13 protein-coding genes, 1 tRNA gene and 1 pseudogene are annotated in these 13,722 nt (G+C 63.4%); 7 read left to right on the top strand and 8 right to left on the bottom strand.

What is annotated here, in order from left to right:
- Positions 1–123 precede the first annotated feature (123 nt).
- From clpX to tig, 3 genes are all read right to left on the bottom strand, one after another.
- Complete coding sequence (clpX, locus tag OKW26_RS24605; protein WP_013089402.1) at positions 124–1,395, bottom strand: ATP-dependent Clp protease ATP-binding subunit ClpX; 1,272 nt, start codon at positions 1,393–1,395, stop codon at positions 124–126.
- A gap of 196 nt (positions 1,396–1,591) precedes the next feature.
- Entirely contained in the window at positions 1,592–2,245 is a 654-nt protein-coding gene (clpP, locus tag OKW26_RS24600; protein WP_013089401.1) for an ATP-dependent Clp endopeptidase proteolytic subunit ClpP, read from the bottom strand.
- A 194-nt stretch (positions 2,246–2,439) separates the two neighbouring features.
- Positions 2,440–3,786: a trigger factor gene (tig, locus tag OKW26_RS24595; protein WP_429355495.1), complete on the bottom strand. Its 1,347-nt coding sequence runs from the start codon at positions 3,784–3,786 to the stop codon at positions 2,440–2,442.
- 542 nt (positions 3,787–4,328) lie between these two features.
- Here tig and OKW26_RS24590 point away from each other — a divergent pair.
- The 3 genes from OKW26_RS24590 to OKW26_RS24580 all read left to right on the top strand — a co-directional run bounded on the left by OKW26_RS24590 (position 4,329) and on the right by OKW26_RS24580 (position 6,394).
- Positions 4,329–5,474, top strand: coding sequence for a glycerate kinase (locus tag OKW26_RS24590; protein WP_429355494.1), 1,146 nt, complete (start codon positions 4,329–4,331; stop codon positions 5,472–5,474).
- Between the two features lie 63 nt (positions 5,475–5,537).
- Positions 5,538–5,987, top strand: coding sequence for a MarR family winged helix-turn-helix transcriptional regulator (locus tag OKW26_RS24585; RefSeq protein ID WP_184063596.1), 450 nt, complete (start codon positions 5,538–5,540; stop codon positions 5,985–5,987).
- 119 nt (positions 5,988–6,106) lie between these two features.
- Complete coding sequence (locus OKW26_RS24580; RefSeq protein WP_184065023.1) at positions 6,107–6,394, top strand: hypothetical protein; 288 nt, start codon at positions 6,107–6,109, stop codon at positions 6,392–6,394.
- Between the two features lie 120 nt (positions 6,395–6,514).
- On the opposite strand, the gene OKW26_RS24575 is transcribed toward OKW26_RS24580, so the two are convergent.
- A tRNA-Leu gene (locus OKW26_RS24575) sits at positions 6,515–6,601 on the bottom strand.
- 230 nt (positions 6,602–6,831) lie between these two features.
- On the opposite strand from OKW26_RS24575, the gene OKW26_RS24570 reads away from it, so the two are divergent.
- A complete protein-coding gene (locus OKW26_RS24570) occupies positions 6,832–7,668 on the top strand; it encodes a squalene/phytoene synthase family protein (protein WP_429355493.1) in 837 nt (278 codons plus the stop codon).
- On the opposite strand, the pseudogene OKW26_RS24565 reads toward OKW26_RS24570, so the two are convergent.
- A pseudogene (locus tag OKW26_RS24565) lies at positions 7,574–8,543 on the bottom strand (DUF1501 domain-containing protein); the annotation flags it as partial. The gene OKW26_RS24570 and the pseudogene OKW26_RS24565 overlap by 95 nt on opposite strands.
- Before the next feature lie 492 nt (positions 8,544–9,035).
- A complete protein-coding gene (locus tag OKW26_RS24560) occupies positions 9,036–9,362 on the bottom strand; it encodes a hypothetical protein (RefSeq protein WP_184065017.1) in 327 nt (108 codons plus the stop codon).
- A 227-nt stretch (positions 9,363–9,589) separates the two neighbouring features.
- Between OKW26_RS24560 and ompR the strand changes: the two genes are divergently transcribed.
- From ompR to OKW26_RS24545, 3 genes are all read left to right on the top strand, one after another.
- On the top strand, positions 9,590–10,324 hold the full coding sequence (gene ompR / locus OKW26_RS24555) for a two-component system response regulator OmpR (protein ID WP_006048917.1): 735 nt from the start codon (positions 9,590–9,592) through the stop codon (positions 10,322–10,324).
- A 43-nt stretch (positions 10,325–10,367) separates the two neighbouring features.
- Complete coding sequence (locus tag OKW26_RS24550) at positions 10,368–11,717, top strand: ATP-binding protein (RefSeq protein WP_090804732.1); 1,350 nt, start codon at positions 10,368–10,370, stop codon at positions 11,715–11,717.
- Positions 11,718–11,793: 76 nt separating this feature from the next.
- The gene (locus OKW26_RS24545; protein WP_090804730.1) at positions 11,794–12,342 is read left to right on the top strand and encodes a peroxiredoxin; all 549 of its coding nucleotides are present in this window, start codon (positions 11,794–11,796) and stop codon (positions 12,340–12,342) included.
- A gap of 34 nt (positions 12,343–12,376) precedes the next feature.
- Here the strand turns inward: OKW26_RS24545 and ispF are convergent, their stop codons facing one another.
- Positions 12,377–12,856 (bottom strand): 2-C-methyl-D-erythritol 2,4-cyclodiphosphate synthase, encoded by a 480-nt coding sequence (gene ispF / locus OKW26_RS24540; protein ID WP_018432029.1) that lies wholly within the window; start codon positions 12,854–12,856, stop codon positions 12,377–12,379.
- A gap of 82 nt (positions 12,857–12,938) precedes the next feature.
- The gene (gene ispD / locus OKW26_RS24535; protein WP_429355492.1) at positions 12,939–13,652 is read right to left on the bottom strand and encodes a 2-C-methyl-D-erythritol 4-phosphate cytidylyltransferase; all 714 of its coding nucleotides are present in this window, start codon (positions 13,650–13,652) and stop codon (positions 12,939–12,941) included.
- Positions 13,653–13,722 lie beyond the last annotated feature (70 nt).

Genomic DNA, 13,722 nt, shown 5'->3' with positions numbered 1-13,722 from the left:
AAAGTTCAGTGACTCCGAAGGTTCAGTGACTCCATAGTTGAGAACAACCAGCCTGACCACACGATAAACGAAAAAGCCGTTCACGTCGCCATGAACGGCCTTTTTGCAGAACTCGAAAGCCGATCAGTTCGAACCCGCGACCTTCGGCGCGTCTTCGTAGATCAGCAGCGGTTTGCCGTCGCCGTCGATAACGTTGTCGTCGATGATGACCTTGCTGACACCTTTCATTTGCGGAAGGTCGTACATGACATCAAGCAACGCCTGTTCCAGAATCGAACGCAGGCCCCGCGCGCCCGTCTTGCGGCGGATCGCCTTGCGCGCCACGGCCTGCAACGCGGCCGGACGGATTTCGAGCTCGACGCGCTCCATGCTGAACAGCTTGTGATACTGCTTGACCAGCGCATTCTTCGGTTCGACGAGAATCTTCATCAGCGCCGCTTCGTCGAGCTTGCCGAGCGTGGCGACCACCGGCAGACGGCCGATCAGCTCCGGAATCAGGCCGAATTTGATCAGATCTTCCGGCTCCACTTCGCGCAGTACTTCGCCGGCGTCGCGGTCCTGCTTGCTCTTCACGCTCGCGCCGAAACCGATGCCGGTCTTCTCGGTGCGATCGACGATGACCTTCTCGAGGCCGTCGAACGCACCGCCGCAGATGAACAGGATGTTCGTCGTATCGACCTGGATGAAGTCCTGGTTCGGATGCTTACGGCCACCTTGCGGCGGCACCGACGCCATCGTGCCTTCGACCAGCTTCAGCAGAGCCTGCTGCACACCCTCGCCCGACACGTCGCGCGTGATGGACGGGTTGTCGGACTTGCGACTGATCTTGTCGATTTCGTCGATGTAGACGATACCGCGCTGGGCCTTGTCCACCTCGTAATTACAATTCTGCAGCAGCTTCTGAATGATGTTCTCGACGTCTTCGCCGACATAGCCGGCTTCCGTCAGCGTGGTCGCGTCGGCAATCACGAATGGCACGTTCAGAAGGCGCGCGAGCGTCTGCGCAAGCAGCGTCTTGCCGGAGCCGGTCGGGCCGATCAGCAGGATGTTGCTCTTGGACAGCTCGATTTCGTCCTTCTTGTCGAGATGCTTGAGGCGCTTGTAGTGGTTGTAGACCGCGACCGCGAGGATCTTTTTCGCGCGCTCCTGACCGATCACGTACTGGTCGAGAATTTCGCGGATTTCCTGCGGGGTCGGCAGATCCGACTTGGACAAGCCGGCCTCGATGCCCGCGCCTGCAGCCTCGTCACGAATGATTTCGTTGCACAGATCGATACATTCATCGCAGATGAATACCGACGGGCCAGCAATCAGTTTCTTGACCTCATGCTGGCTCTTGCCGCAAAACGAGCAATACAACAGCTTTTCGCTGTTAGAACCTTTCTTGTCCGCCATAGATGTGTGAGCCTCCGGACACCGGATTAGATAATACGCCGTTTGCCCCCGCCACGCAGTTTGGGTGCGGCAGGGCTAGTGAGCACGATAACGGCGCTTGCCGCAGACGCCCGGACGGAAGTTGAACATTCACAACCGACCCGATGACGGTTTTGCCGCAACAGTGGGCAAAACAGCATGGCAAAACCGTACCAGATCAGGGACGCTTGTGCGCCACCTGGTCGACGAGGCCGTACGCCTGCGCGTCATCGCCGGACATGAAATTGTCACGGTCGGTGTCACGCGCGATACGTTCGACCGGCTGACCGGTGTGGTGCGCGAGCAGATGATTCAGCCGATCCTTCAGGTACAGGATTTCACGCGCCTGGATTTCAATGTCCGATGCCTGGCCGCGCGCGCCGCCGAGCGGCTGATGAATCATCACGCGCGAATTCGGCAGCGCGAAACGCTTGCCCTTAGCACCGGCCGCGAGCAGGAACGCGCCCATGCTCGCCGCAAGCCCCATGCACAGCGTCGAGACGTCCGGCTTGATGAACTGCATCGTATCGTAGATCGCCATACCGGCAGACACGGAGCCGCCCGGACTGTTGATGTAGAAGTAGATGTCCTTGTCCGGATTCTCGCTTTCCAGAAACAGCATCTGCGCAACCACCAGATTGGCCGTCTGGTCGTTCACTTCGCCCACGAGGAACACAATACGTTCCTTCAGCAGACGCGAATAAATATCATAGGAGCGCTCGCCCCGGCCGCTCGTTTCCACGACGATCGGCACCAGACCGAGTGCCTGCGCTTCGAGATCCCGGGACGACTGGGAGGTCAACGTGTCCAGCATTTGGGCGCGAAAGGTCATGCAATGGATCCTTGTCTGGAAATATTCTGAATATTAGCTGCTGGACACAGGTTGGTGCGACGAGCCCGTATTCAAGTGCCGTCTTCGTGTGCGCCGCACGACCGGATCCGGTACGTCACACAGATTCATGGCACAAAAAAACGGCGTGCGGGCCGTCGGTCGCTCCGACAGCCGGCACGCCGTTGCAGCGACGCTTACGCTTGCGCCGTTGCGCTTGCCAGTTCCTCGAAGCTCACTTCCTTGTCCGTCACCTTGGCCTTGCTGAGAACGAAGTCGACGACGTTGGCTTCAACGACATACGCTTCCATTTCAGCAAGACGTTGCTGGTTGGAATAATACCAGCGGACGACTTCCTTCGGGTCTTCGTAGCTTTTCGCGAATTCATCGACTTCGGCACGGATCTGCTCCGGCTTCGCCTGCAGTTCGTTCGACTTCACCAGTTCGGCCAGCACGAGACCCAGCTTGACGCGGCGCTCGGCCTGCTCCTTGAACATCGCGGCCGGGATCGGCGCGTCCTTCGCGTTCGGCACGCCGCGCTGTTCCAGATCCTGGCGAGCCATCGCGACGAGGCGCTCCTGATCCTGCTCGATCAGCGCGTTCGGGACGTCGAGCTCCGAGATTTTCAGCAGTGCGTCCATCACCTGGTTCTTGACGATGGCTTGCGTGCGGCGCTTCGCTTCGCGCTCGAGGTTGTCCTTGATTTCAGCGCGCATCTTGGTCAGATCGCCGTCTTCGATGCCGAGCGATTTCGCGAATTCGCCGTCGACTTCCGGCAGATGCGGCCATTCGATCTTCTTCATCGTGATCGTGAATTGCGCCGTCTTGCCCGCCACTTCCTTGCCGTGGTAGTCGTCCGGGAACGTCAGGTCGAATTCCTTCGCTTCGCCGACCTTCAAGCCGAGCGCCGCTTTTTCGAATTCCGGCAGCATGCGGCCTTCGCCGAGGATGAAGCCGAAGTCTTCGGCGCTACCGCCCTGGAATGCTTCACCGTCGATCTTGCCGACGAAGTCGACCGTCACGCGGTCGCCGTCTTTGGCGGCCGTGTCCGCGCCGCCGTCGCCGTGCTCGCCTGCCTCGCCGCGAGCGTGGAAGTGCACACGCTGTTTGCGCAGGATGTCCAGCGTGCGGTCGATTTCCGCTTCGCTGATGCTGGTCATGGTGCGCTCGATTTCAGCCGTGGCGACGTCGCCCAGCTTCACTTCCGGATACACCTCGAAGGTCGCGTCGAACGCGTAGCTGCCTTCACCAGCGTCGGTCTTCGGCGCGAAGCTCGGCTGACCCGCGACACGCAGGTTTTCGGTGCGGCTGATGTCGAAAAATTCCTTGCCGACCTTGTCGCTCAGCACTTCGGCTTCCACCTGGCCCGAATACTGTTGCGTCACCATCTTGAGCGGCACCTTGCCCGGGCGGAAACCCGGCATGCGCACGTTCTTCGCGAGTTGACGGATACGCGAATCCACTTCCTTCTGCACGGCATCCTTCGGCAGGGAAATCGTCACGCGGCGTTCGAGCTTGCCGAGGTTTTCAACAACGTTAGCCATGGCTTCAATCGTCCTAAAATTATTCGAGCGAATCAGTTATCTTCTCCGTGCTGCCCGTCGATGTCGCTTCGCATCGATTTGCGCCGATTGCATCGATCACGCACCTGCGCCGCGGGCTTGCAGGCCGTCGGCAGCACGGTTGAGTCCAAAGAGCCGAATATTTTAGCAAACTATTTGCGCGCCTAGCCGGGATTCGATGATTGCATCGAGCTTTCCCTGCATTCCGGGCGTTTTGAGGGCCATTTTCGGTTAGTTTTGACACAGCGAGCGCGATTTGCCGCTGGCATCGCTATCCGGTTAGCGTCATGCGTTCCTCGGCGCTCTTTCGTCATGCAACAGAACGTTCGCGTGGACGCTCGCACCCGCTCGCGGCCGACGCGTCGTGGCCGCGATCCCGCCTATGCCTTTCGACATATTCAGCCGACGCCCCCATGCTGATAAGCTAACGCACTCGGTCGGGCCGCCACCGCCGGTCACCGGCAGCCGGTCGCTTCATCCGCTCCGGCAACCGCTTACAACGACTCAAACCTCTCAGAGACACCATGCCGAATTCGTCGTCCTCGCCTGTCGTCGTCGTCGCTCCCGATTCATTCAAAGGCTCGCTCAGCGCGGAACAGGTCGCGCAAGCGATCGCATCCGGCGTCCAGCGCGCACGCCCCGACGCGAGCGTGCGCATCTGCCCGATGGCCGACGGCGGCGAAGGCACGCTCGACGCAATGCTCACGAGCGGCGGCGAGCGCCGCACGCTTAGCGTGCGCGGCGCGGCCGGTCCGACGCGTGCAGCGCTGACGGGCCTGCTCACGGACGGCAGCGCCATCATCGAAACGGCGGAAATCGTCGGCATTACGGACCCCGTCGGCATGGGCGTGCCGGTCGAGGCGCGCAGCACGCGCGGCGTGGGCGAAGCGATTCGCGCGCTGCTTGATGCCGGCGTGCGGCGCTTTTTCGTCGCGCTCGGCGGCAGCAGCACGAACGACGGCGGCGCCGGCCTGCTGACTGGCCTCGGCTTGCAACTGTTCGACGCGCAAGGCAACGTACTCGAAGGCACACCCGAGCAGCTTGCGGGCGTCGCGCGGGTCGATGCGTCGCTGCTCGACGCGCGGCTTGCCGACACGCAGTTCGTCGGCATGTCGGACGTCGACAATCCGTTGAGCGGCGCGCACGGCGCGACCGCGATCTTCGGTCCGCAAAAAGGCGTGAAGCCAGAACAGGTCGCGCCGATCGACGCGGCGCTCGCGCGCTTCGCCGATCTGCTCGAAGCCGCGCTCGGCCGCACGGCGCGTGACCTGCCGGGCGCGGGCGCGGCGGGCGGCCTCGGCTTCGCATTGCACATGCTCGGCGCGCAGTTCGAGCCGGGCGCGGAAACCGTCGCGCGGCAAATCGGCCTCGACGCCGCGCTCACGGGCGCCAACTGGCTGATCACCGGTGAAGGCCGTTCCGACGTACAGACGCTGCACGGCAAGGCGCCGTTCATCGCCTGCGCGCATGCGCGTGCCGCGGGCGTGCCCGCCACGCTGCTGTCCGGCGCGATCGACCCCGCCGCGCTGCCGCGTCTTGCCGAATACTTCGGCGGCTGCTTTTCTCCGGCGCCGGGGCCGATCACGCTCGACGTCGCGATTCGCGACGCGGCGCGCCTGCTCGCCAACGAAGCCGAGCAGCTGACGCGCCTGAAATACGGCGTGCGTTGACCCGCGAAACGGTTGCCGCAACAATCACAGCGCCACGACCGTTCCACTCATCACGGGGTGACCATGAAGGACTCCGCCAAAGCCGGGCTCGAGCAGTTCCTCACGTATCGTCTGCATGTACTGAACAAACTGGCCGAGCGCGGCATCAGCGCGCGCTACGCGGCGAAGCTCGACGTGACGCTGCCCGAAGCGCGGGTAATTGCGACGGTGGGATCGTTCGGACCGTTCTCGATCATGGAGTTGGCACGCCATGCCAATCTCGACAAAAGCCAGGCGAGTCGCGCGGCCGAAGCGCTGATCCGGCAGGGACTCGTGCAGCGCGAAGCGAGCGCCGCGGACGGCCGCGTCGTGCTGGTCTCGCTGACGCAGGAAGGCCGCGCGCTCTATCGCAAAGTGATGCCGATCGCGCGCAAGTGGAACGGCGATATGTTCGAGTGCCTCGACGAAGAGGAAAGGGCCGCGTTCGGCGCGGCGCTCGACAAGGTGATCCGTGCCATGAACGCGCGGGAGTGATAGCGCGCGGCGAACCGGCCGTGTTTGAAAAGCGCCGTTTCACGGCATTGGGCGGCGCGTGTCAAAATTGAGCCTCGGCCAACGCGCCTTCACCCTCTTTTTCATCCAGGGACGCTTCAGTGGACATCAACAAACAGGTCGCGGCACTCACCGCGTCGGAACTCCAGACCGCCGGCGCGAGCCAGGCGAGCGCGATCGCGGTCAGCGTCGTACTGCGTCATCTTCGTTCGCCGGAACTGGCGAAACTGCTGTCGTCGGCATTTGAAAATCATCAGGCGGTGATGCTGCAAACGCCATGGCCGGACCAGATGCTGCAGGCGTTCGAGTCGACGCGCCGTTTCCTCGAAGGCGCCGCGCAAGCGGAATTGCCGGGCTCGCAGGAAGCGCCGGGAACGCCGGGTGCCTGAGTCGCGCGGTCGCGATGAAAGGCAGCGGAGCAACACTGAGGCCTTTCAGAAGACCGCGCAAAAAAGAAAAAACCCCGTCGGTCCAAAGACTTGACGGGGTTTTTCTTGACTACCAATAAGTGGTGCGAGGGAGGGGACTCGAACCCCTACACCCTTGCGGGCGTCAGGACCTAAACCTGGTGCGTCTACCAATTTCGCCACCCTCGCAGCCGGGTACGCCGCAATGCGTCGCGCCCGATTGTCCTGTGCACTCCCAAGCGCGCTGAACACGTGCCCGAAAGTGTAAGCGCGAGATTCTAACCGATTGATTCGCGCTTGTCTGCACCCGGCGGTATCTGCGCGCGCGACGCCGATGCTACAATTTTCGGCTCGTCGAGACGGGCGCCGCGACGGACGTCGGCGCCCTTCTCGCCAGTCCTTCCCCACACTCTCATCCCGTGAATTTCGACGACTATTGCCAGCAGAAAGCGGCGCCCCCAGGATCGAGCACCTACTATGCGCTTCGCCAGGCGCGCGCCGCCAGTCAACCGCTGTTGACGGCGCTCTTCGCATTGCGTCGCGAGTTCGAGGAAACGGTCAAGGAGACGAGCGATCCGGCGGTCGGCCGCACGAAGCTCGCGTGGTGGCAGAAAGAAATTGCCGCGCTGGCCGCCGGCTCGCCGTCGCATCCGGTGTCCAAGGCACTCGCGGCCTATCTGCCCGACGCGCAGGCCGAATGTCGGGCTCTGCAGGAACTGCTCGCGGGCTTCGAGATGGATCTCGACCAGGCACGCTATCTCGACTATCCGAACCTGCGGCGCTATGTGCAGGGTGTCGGTGGCAATTTTGCTTCGCTGGTGTCGCGCGCGGCTGCAACCGGATCGGCCGACGATGCCGCACATGCGTCGGCGTGGGCCGCTCCGCTCGGCGAGGCGCTGATGCTCGCGCAGTTCGTCGCCGAAACCGGCAACGATGCCCGGCACGGCCGCATCTACGTTCCGATCGACGAGATGCAACGCTACAACGTCACCGCCGCCGATCTGATCAACCGCAAATACACCGACGCTTTCACCGAGCTGATGCGGTTCGAAACGAATCGCGCGCGCGACGCGGTGCAGACCGCGCTCGCCGCGGTGCCCGCCAGCGCGCGGCGCGCGCAGCGCACGCTGCTCGCGCTCGCGGCGCTCGCGTTGGCGTTGCTCAATGAAATCGAGCGCGACGGTTATCACGTGCTGCATCAACGCATCGCGTTGACGCCGATCCGCAAGCTATGGATCGCGTGGCGCGCGAAGTAGCCTGAGCGCCGGGCGCGTCCAACCCCCACCAGGGCCCGAGCACCGTCGCATAAAGCTGGCGAAAATCCACGCCGACCGGCAGGTTGCCATTCCCATCGAGCCGCGCAAGCATCGGCGGCACGCCAAACAAACCGCCCTGCACGCGACCGCCCGTCACGAAGTGCGGCGCCAGCGTGCCGTGATCGGTGCCGTTGCTCTGGTTCTCGCGCGGACGGCGCCCGAATTCCGCGTACGTCATCACGAGCGTATCGTTCCACCGGCCCAACTCGACGAGCGCGGCCTGCATCGCCACCATCCCTTGCGCGAACTGTTTGAGCAACTCGGCCTGTTGTCCCGGCTGGTTCTGGTGCGTATCGAAACCGTTCAGCGTTAGCCGGATCACGGCCACGCCCTGCCCGCTCAACGGCTGCTCCAGTGGCGCGCGTCCGGCGCCAGCTATCTTCAGCGTGTCCGAAGCGGCCAGCACCTGCATTGCCGTTTTGATCGAACTGCCGAACGCGCCGCCCGGAAACGCGGTCTTCAACTGAGGCTGCCCTTGCGTCGCACGCAGACGACCGGCCGGTTTCACGATGTCGTTTTCGACGTCGGGAATAGGCGCGAGCGCGGGATTGCGCTCGTGCAAGGACACTGACGTCGCGAGTCGAGAGGCCCTGACGAACTGCGCGGGATTGACCAGCGCGATCGCGCGCGCCGTTTGCGAGCGGCCCGATTTCGGCGCTGCCGATCACGACGCTGTCGGCCGCGAAACCGATGGGCACCGGCCTCATCGCGAACGCGCGCGTGAGCCAGCCGTCGCGCAGATATCGGTCGGAGCGTGACGCGGTATCCCAGATCTCGATCGAACGAAAATGCGACAGGTTCGGCGGATAGAACAGGTTCTCGCCGAGCGCGCGTATCTGCGCGGCGAACGGCGCCGTGTCGTCGTAGCCGACAGCGAATGCGCCCAGCGCGCCGATCACGAACTCGACCGGCGACTTCACCAGCACCGCGCGATTGCCATCGCTCCAGAACGCATCGCTGAGAAAAGAGCGCGCGTAGCGTCACCTCGATGTCATAACCGCTCGCGCGAAACTGCATGGCGATCGGCTCGACGCGTGCCGGGTCCGGCGTGTCGGAGATGTGACGCTGATCCGGCGTCCATGCGTTGCGCTCGGCGCGCGTTGGGATCGGCTCCAATACAGTCGGGAGGTCGCGATATCGCTTCGCGGCGCGCTCGTGAGTAGCGTGACATCGTGAGCCGAGGCGCCTGTATGCACGAAGACGCGCACAAAAACGCGCCGGCGCTGGCGACTCAACGGAGCAGCGGATCAGAAAGTGGACGCTGAAGATGCAACGGGATTTTTCACGCGGCAATGCGCGCGCTGGGATTAACGCTTGTACAACTCGCGCACGGCGTCTTCGATGTGCTGCCGCAACAGCCGACGCTCTTCGGGCGTCATATGCCCGTCGCGGCGACGTTGATCGAGATCGGGGGGAACCGCGGTGCGCAGCATCGCGTCAGAGGCAGGGCGATCGATGCTCGGGTTGTGGCGGCTGGTTCTGCCATTGCCCAAGCGGGGCGCATGCTCGCTCGCCGCTCTATCCGCGGACGGCTGCGCATGAGCGAGCGTCGGGCCCAGTGTGCCTGCCAGCGTACCGGCAACCGCCAGTGCAATCACGCTCAGGCGCACGTTTGGCCAAACCCCTCCCTTCATGTTGTTCCCTTCGTGGCGCGGCAACCGGCTACCTCAGATGCGTATACAAACCCCGGTAACAGCCGGGTGCGAGAGTTTTGTCGAGTGAAGTATCCACCGAACAGCCGCATTCAGTAAAGCAGTCTAAACGCGCATACTTTACGTCGCGCCACACCGCGGGTAAATTTTGTAACCGACTGTAACCCCAGAAATGGTGTAACCGCGCACCACTTTCTAATCGCGCTAAGATGCCGACCATGGAAACCAAAAACCCTTCGAAAATCCTCGTCGTCGACGACGATCCACGCCTGCGCGATCTTCTGCGCCGCTACCTCGGCGAACAAGGCTTCAACGTCTACGTCGCCGAAAATGCGCCGTCAATGAACAAGCTCTGGGTGCGCGAGCGCTTCGATCTGCTGGTGCTCGATCTGATGCTGCCCGGTGAGGACGGCCTGTCGATCTGCCGGCGACTGCGCGGCAGCAACGACCGCACGCCGATCATCATGCTGACGGCCAAGGGTGAGGATGTCGATCGCATCGTCGGCCTCGAGATGGGTGCCGACGACTATCTGCCCAAGCCGTTCAATCCGCGCGAACTGGTCGCGCGCATTCACGCGGTGCTGCGTCGCCAGTCGCCGTCCGAGTTGCCCGGCGCTCCGTCCGAGACCACCGAGGTCTTCGAGTTCGGCGAGTTCGCGCTGAATCTCGCCACCCGCACGCTGACCAAGGCCGGCCAGGAAATTCCGCTCACCACCGGTGAGTTCTCGGTGCTGAAGGTATTCGCGCGTCATCCGCGTCAGCCGCTGTCGCGCGAAAAGCTGATGGAACTCGCACGCGGCCGTGAATACGAGGTCTTCGACCGCAGCCTCGACGTGCAGATCTCGCGTCTGCGCAAGCTGATCGAGCCGGATCCGGGCAGCCCGCGCTTCATTCAGACCGTGTGGGGCCTCGGCTACGTCTTCATCCCCGACGGTGCAGCCTGAGTTTGTGCTCCGTTTTCGTTTCTGTGTCACATAAGAAGGGCCCATGCGGATCGACCGGCGCCTCCTGACGCTCGCGTTCGGCGGCCTTTTCTGGCGGACCTTTCTGCTGATCGCGCTGTTGATCGCAGTCAGTCTCGCCGCGTGGTTCCAGAGCTTTCGCGTGATCGAGCGTGAGCCGCGCGCGCAGCGCGTGGCTCTGCAACTCGTCGCGATCGTCAAGCTCACGCGCACCGCACTCCTCTATTCCGATCCCGACCTGCGGCGCGCGCTGCTGCAGGATCTGGAGAGCAACGAAGGGGTGCGCGTGTACCCGCGCGAAGCCACCGACAAATACAAACTCCAGCCCGACGAATCGTTGAATCGCCTGATCGAGCACGACATCCGCGGCCGTCTCGGCGACGACACCATAATCGCGCAGAGCGTCAACGATATCAACGGCGTATGGATCAGCTTCAAGATCGACGACGACGATTACTGGGTCGCGCTCGACCGCGATCAGCTCGACAACGCCACCGGCCTGCAATGGGCCGGCTGGGGCGTGTTCGCGCTCGCGCTGTCGCTGTTCGGCGCGGCGTTCATCACGAGTCTGGTGAACCGGCCGTTCGCGCGTCTGGCGATGGCCGCGCGCCGGGTCGGCTCGGGGCAATCGCCCGAGCCGCTGCCCGAGCGCGGCATGGGTGTGGCGGCCGAAACCAATCGAAGCTTCAACCAGATGGTGCGCGACCTCGAACAGCTCGAGGCGGACCGCGCGCTGATGCTCGCGGGCATCTCGCACGATCTGCGCACGCCGCTCGCACGGCTGCGGCTCGAGACCGAAATGAGCCCGTCCGATCAGGCCACCAAGGACGCGATGGTCGACGACATCGAGCAAATGGACATGATCATCGGCCGCTTCCTCGACTACGCGCGTCCCGTGCAGCGTGTGCCGGAACCGGTGGACCTCTCGGTGATCGCGAGCGAACTCGCCGCACGCATGCAAAGCGAGGACAGCATGCGGCTGATCACGCGGCTCGCTCCGTCGGCAGTGATCGAGGCCGATGAAACCGACATGCGTCGCGTGGTCGGCAATCTGCTCGAGAACGCGCGCAAATATGGCCTCAGCGACGGCGACGGTGTGCCGCGCGTCATTCTCGAAACGCGCGTGTCGCACTCGCGCGTCGAACTCTCGGTGGTCGACGAAGGCCCCGGCATTCCCGAAGACCAGCTCGCGCTCGTCACGCGGCCGTTCTATCGTGTGAATTCGGCGCGCACCCAGGCCAACGGCACGGGCCTCGGCATGGCGATCGTGCAGCGGCTCGTCGCCCGTTATCGCGGCGCGCTACGGCTGCGCAACCGCTCGCCCGGACCCGGGCTTGAAGTGACGATCGAGTTTCCGCTCGCGAAAAGCGCGTGAGCCGACGACGCGCGGCACCGCGCGCCGTCGCCATTCGAAACACGCCGCTTGTTGCGACTTCCGAAGGAGCCTTTGCATGAAAACCGTTGGCGATAAACTCGAAGCGTTCACCGTCATTGCCGCCAAGCCGGGCTTCAACCATCACGAAGAACACGGCGTCTCGGCGTTCGAATACATCACCGAGCAGTCGTTTCCAGGCAAATGGAAAATCATTTACTTCTATCCGAAGGATTTTTCGTTGGTCTGCCCGACGGAAATCGTCGAATTCAGCAAGCTCGTCAAGGAGTTCGAGGACCGCGAGGCCGTGCTGCTCGGCGGCAGCGTCGACAATGAATACGTGAAGCTCGCATGGCGCCGCGAGTACAAGGAGCTCGACAGGCTCAACCACTACTCGTTCGGCGACGTGAAAGGCGAGCTGATCGACCAGCTCGGCGTGCGCGACAAGGAAGCGGGCGTCGCGCTGCGCGCGACCTATATCGTCGATCCGGACAACACGATCCAGCACGTGTCGGTCAACAATCTGTACGTGGGCCGTAATCCCGAAGAAGTGCTGCGCATCCTCGACGGCCTGCAAACGGACGAGCTGTGTCCGAGCAATCGGACGATTGGCGGCGCGACGCTGTAAGCGGCACCGCCCGTCACCCAAACAAAAAACCCGTTCAGCTCCTGACCAACAACACCGCGGCCTGCGCCTCGATGCCCTCGCCGCGGCCGAGATAACCGAGCTTCTCGTTCGTCTTCGCCTTGACGTTCACGCGCTCGATCGGCAGACCGAGGTCCGCCGCGATATTGGCGCGCATCCCTTCGATATGCGGTGCGAGCTTCGGCGCCTGCGCGATCACGCTGCTGTCGACGTTGCCGATCGCAAAGCCGGCCGCCTTCACGCGCGCCACGCATTCGCGCAGCAGCACGCGGCTGTCGGCGCCGGCGAACTTCGCGTCGGTATCGGAGAAGTGGCGGCCGATATCGCCCAACGCGGCCGCGCCAAACAGCGCGTCGGTGATCGCGTGCAGCAGCACATCCGCGTCCGAGTGACCGAGCAGCCCGCGCTCGTACGGAATCGTCACGCCGCCGATGATCAACGCGCGCCCCGGCACCAGCGCATGCACGTCGTAGCCCTGCCCAATTCTGAAATCCATGTGTGTCACGTCCTCAAGTGCTGAAGCCTTTAAAGCTTCTTTAAAGCCTTTCTAAATCTTTCCAATGTGCTCATGCGCGGTTTCACGAACCGGCGGGGCGGCTCAGAATCGCCTCGGCCAGATCGAAATCTTCCGGATACGTGACCTTGAAGTTACGCAGGCTGCCTTGCACGAGCTTCGGCGCGTGGCCCGACCATTCGATCGCGCTCGCCTCGTCGGTCAGATCGTGGCCGTCGGCCTGGGCGCGCAGGATCGCCTCGCGCAGCATGCCGATGCGGAACATCTGGGGCGTCTGCGCCTGCCACAAGCCGTCGCGCGCTTCGGTATGGGCGATGCGGCCATCGGCCGACGCGCTGTCGATACGCTTCAAGGTATCGGCGACCGGCAACGCCATGATGCCGCCGACCGCATCGTCCTTGAGCGAACCGATCAGCGTACGGATCAGCGCCGCCGTGATGCCCGGCCGCGCCGCGTCGTGCACGAGCACCCAGTCGGCGTCGTGGGCGCCGAACTCGGCGAGCGCGTGCAGACCGTTGAGCACCGACGCCTGGCGCGACGCGCCGCCCACGCGACGCACCGCGAAGCGCAGATTGCCGAAGCGGCGGGCGTCGAAGTGCTGGTCGTCGGGCGCGATGACGACGAGCGTCTGCGTGAATTCGCTGCACGCGTCGAACGCGGCGAGCGAGTAATGCAGCATGTCGCGGCCGGCGACGGTGCGGTATTGCTTGGGCATCGCGGCGCCGGAACGGCTGCCGGTGCCTGCGCACGGGATCAGGGCAAAGAGACGGGAAGTCACGAGTACGGATGCCGCCAGGTCAAAGTAAAGGACGGATTTTATAATAGGTCCTTCGCATCCACGCCCATAC

This window comes from Paraburkholderia sp. 32, from assembly GCF_050435345.1.
Taxonomy (GTDB): Bacteria; Pseudomonadota; Gammaproteobacteria; order Burkholderiales; family Burkholderiaceae; genus Paraburkholderia; species Paraburkholderia tuberum.
Note: the sequence above shows the minus strand (reverse complement) of the source record. Positions and strands in the feature narration are given on the sequence as shown.

Coding starts and splice junctions, on each gene's coding strand:
- ompR (WP_006048917.1), top strand. CDS start 9,590: ATGCCGACCATGGAAACCAAAAACCCTTCGAAAATCCTCGTCGTCGAC.
- OKW26_RS24545 (WP_090804730.1), top strand. CDS start 11,794: ATGAAAACCGTTGGCGATAAACTCGAAGCGTTCACCGTCATTGCCGCC.
- OKW26_RS24560 (WP_184065017.1), bottom strand. CDS start 9,362: ATGAAGGGAGGGGTTTGGCCAAACGTGCGCCTGAGCGTGATTGCACTG.
- clpP (WP_013089401.1), bottom strand. CDS start 2,245: ATGACCTTTCGCGCCCAAATGCTGGACACGTTGACCTCCCAGTCGTCC.
- ispF (WP_018432029.1), bottom strand. CDS start 12,856: ATGGATTTCAGAATTGGGCAGGGCTACGACGTGCATGCGCTGGTGCCG.
- OKW26_RS24550 (WP_090804732.1), top strand. CDS start 10,368: ATGCGGATCGACCGGCGCCTCCTGACGCTCGCGTTCGGCGGCCTTTTC.
- OKW26_RS24585 (WP_184063596.1), top strand. CDS start 5,538: ATGAAGGACTCCGCCAAAGCCGGGCTCGAGCAGTTCCTCACGTATCGT.
- tig (WP_429355495.1), bottom strand. CDS start 3,786: ATGGCTAACGTTGTTGAAAACCTCGGCAAGCTCGAACGCCGCGTGACG.
- OKW26_RS24590 (WP_429355494.1), top strand. CDS start 4,329: ATGCCGAATTCGTCGTCCTCGCCTGTCGTCGTCGTCGCTCCCGATTCA.
- clpX (WP_013089402.1), bottom strand. CDS start 1,395: ATGGCGGACAAGAAAGGTTCTAACAGCGAAAAGCTGTTGTATTGCTCG.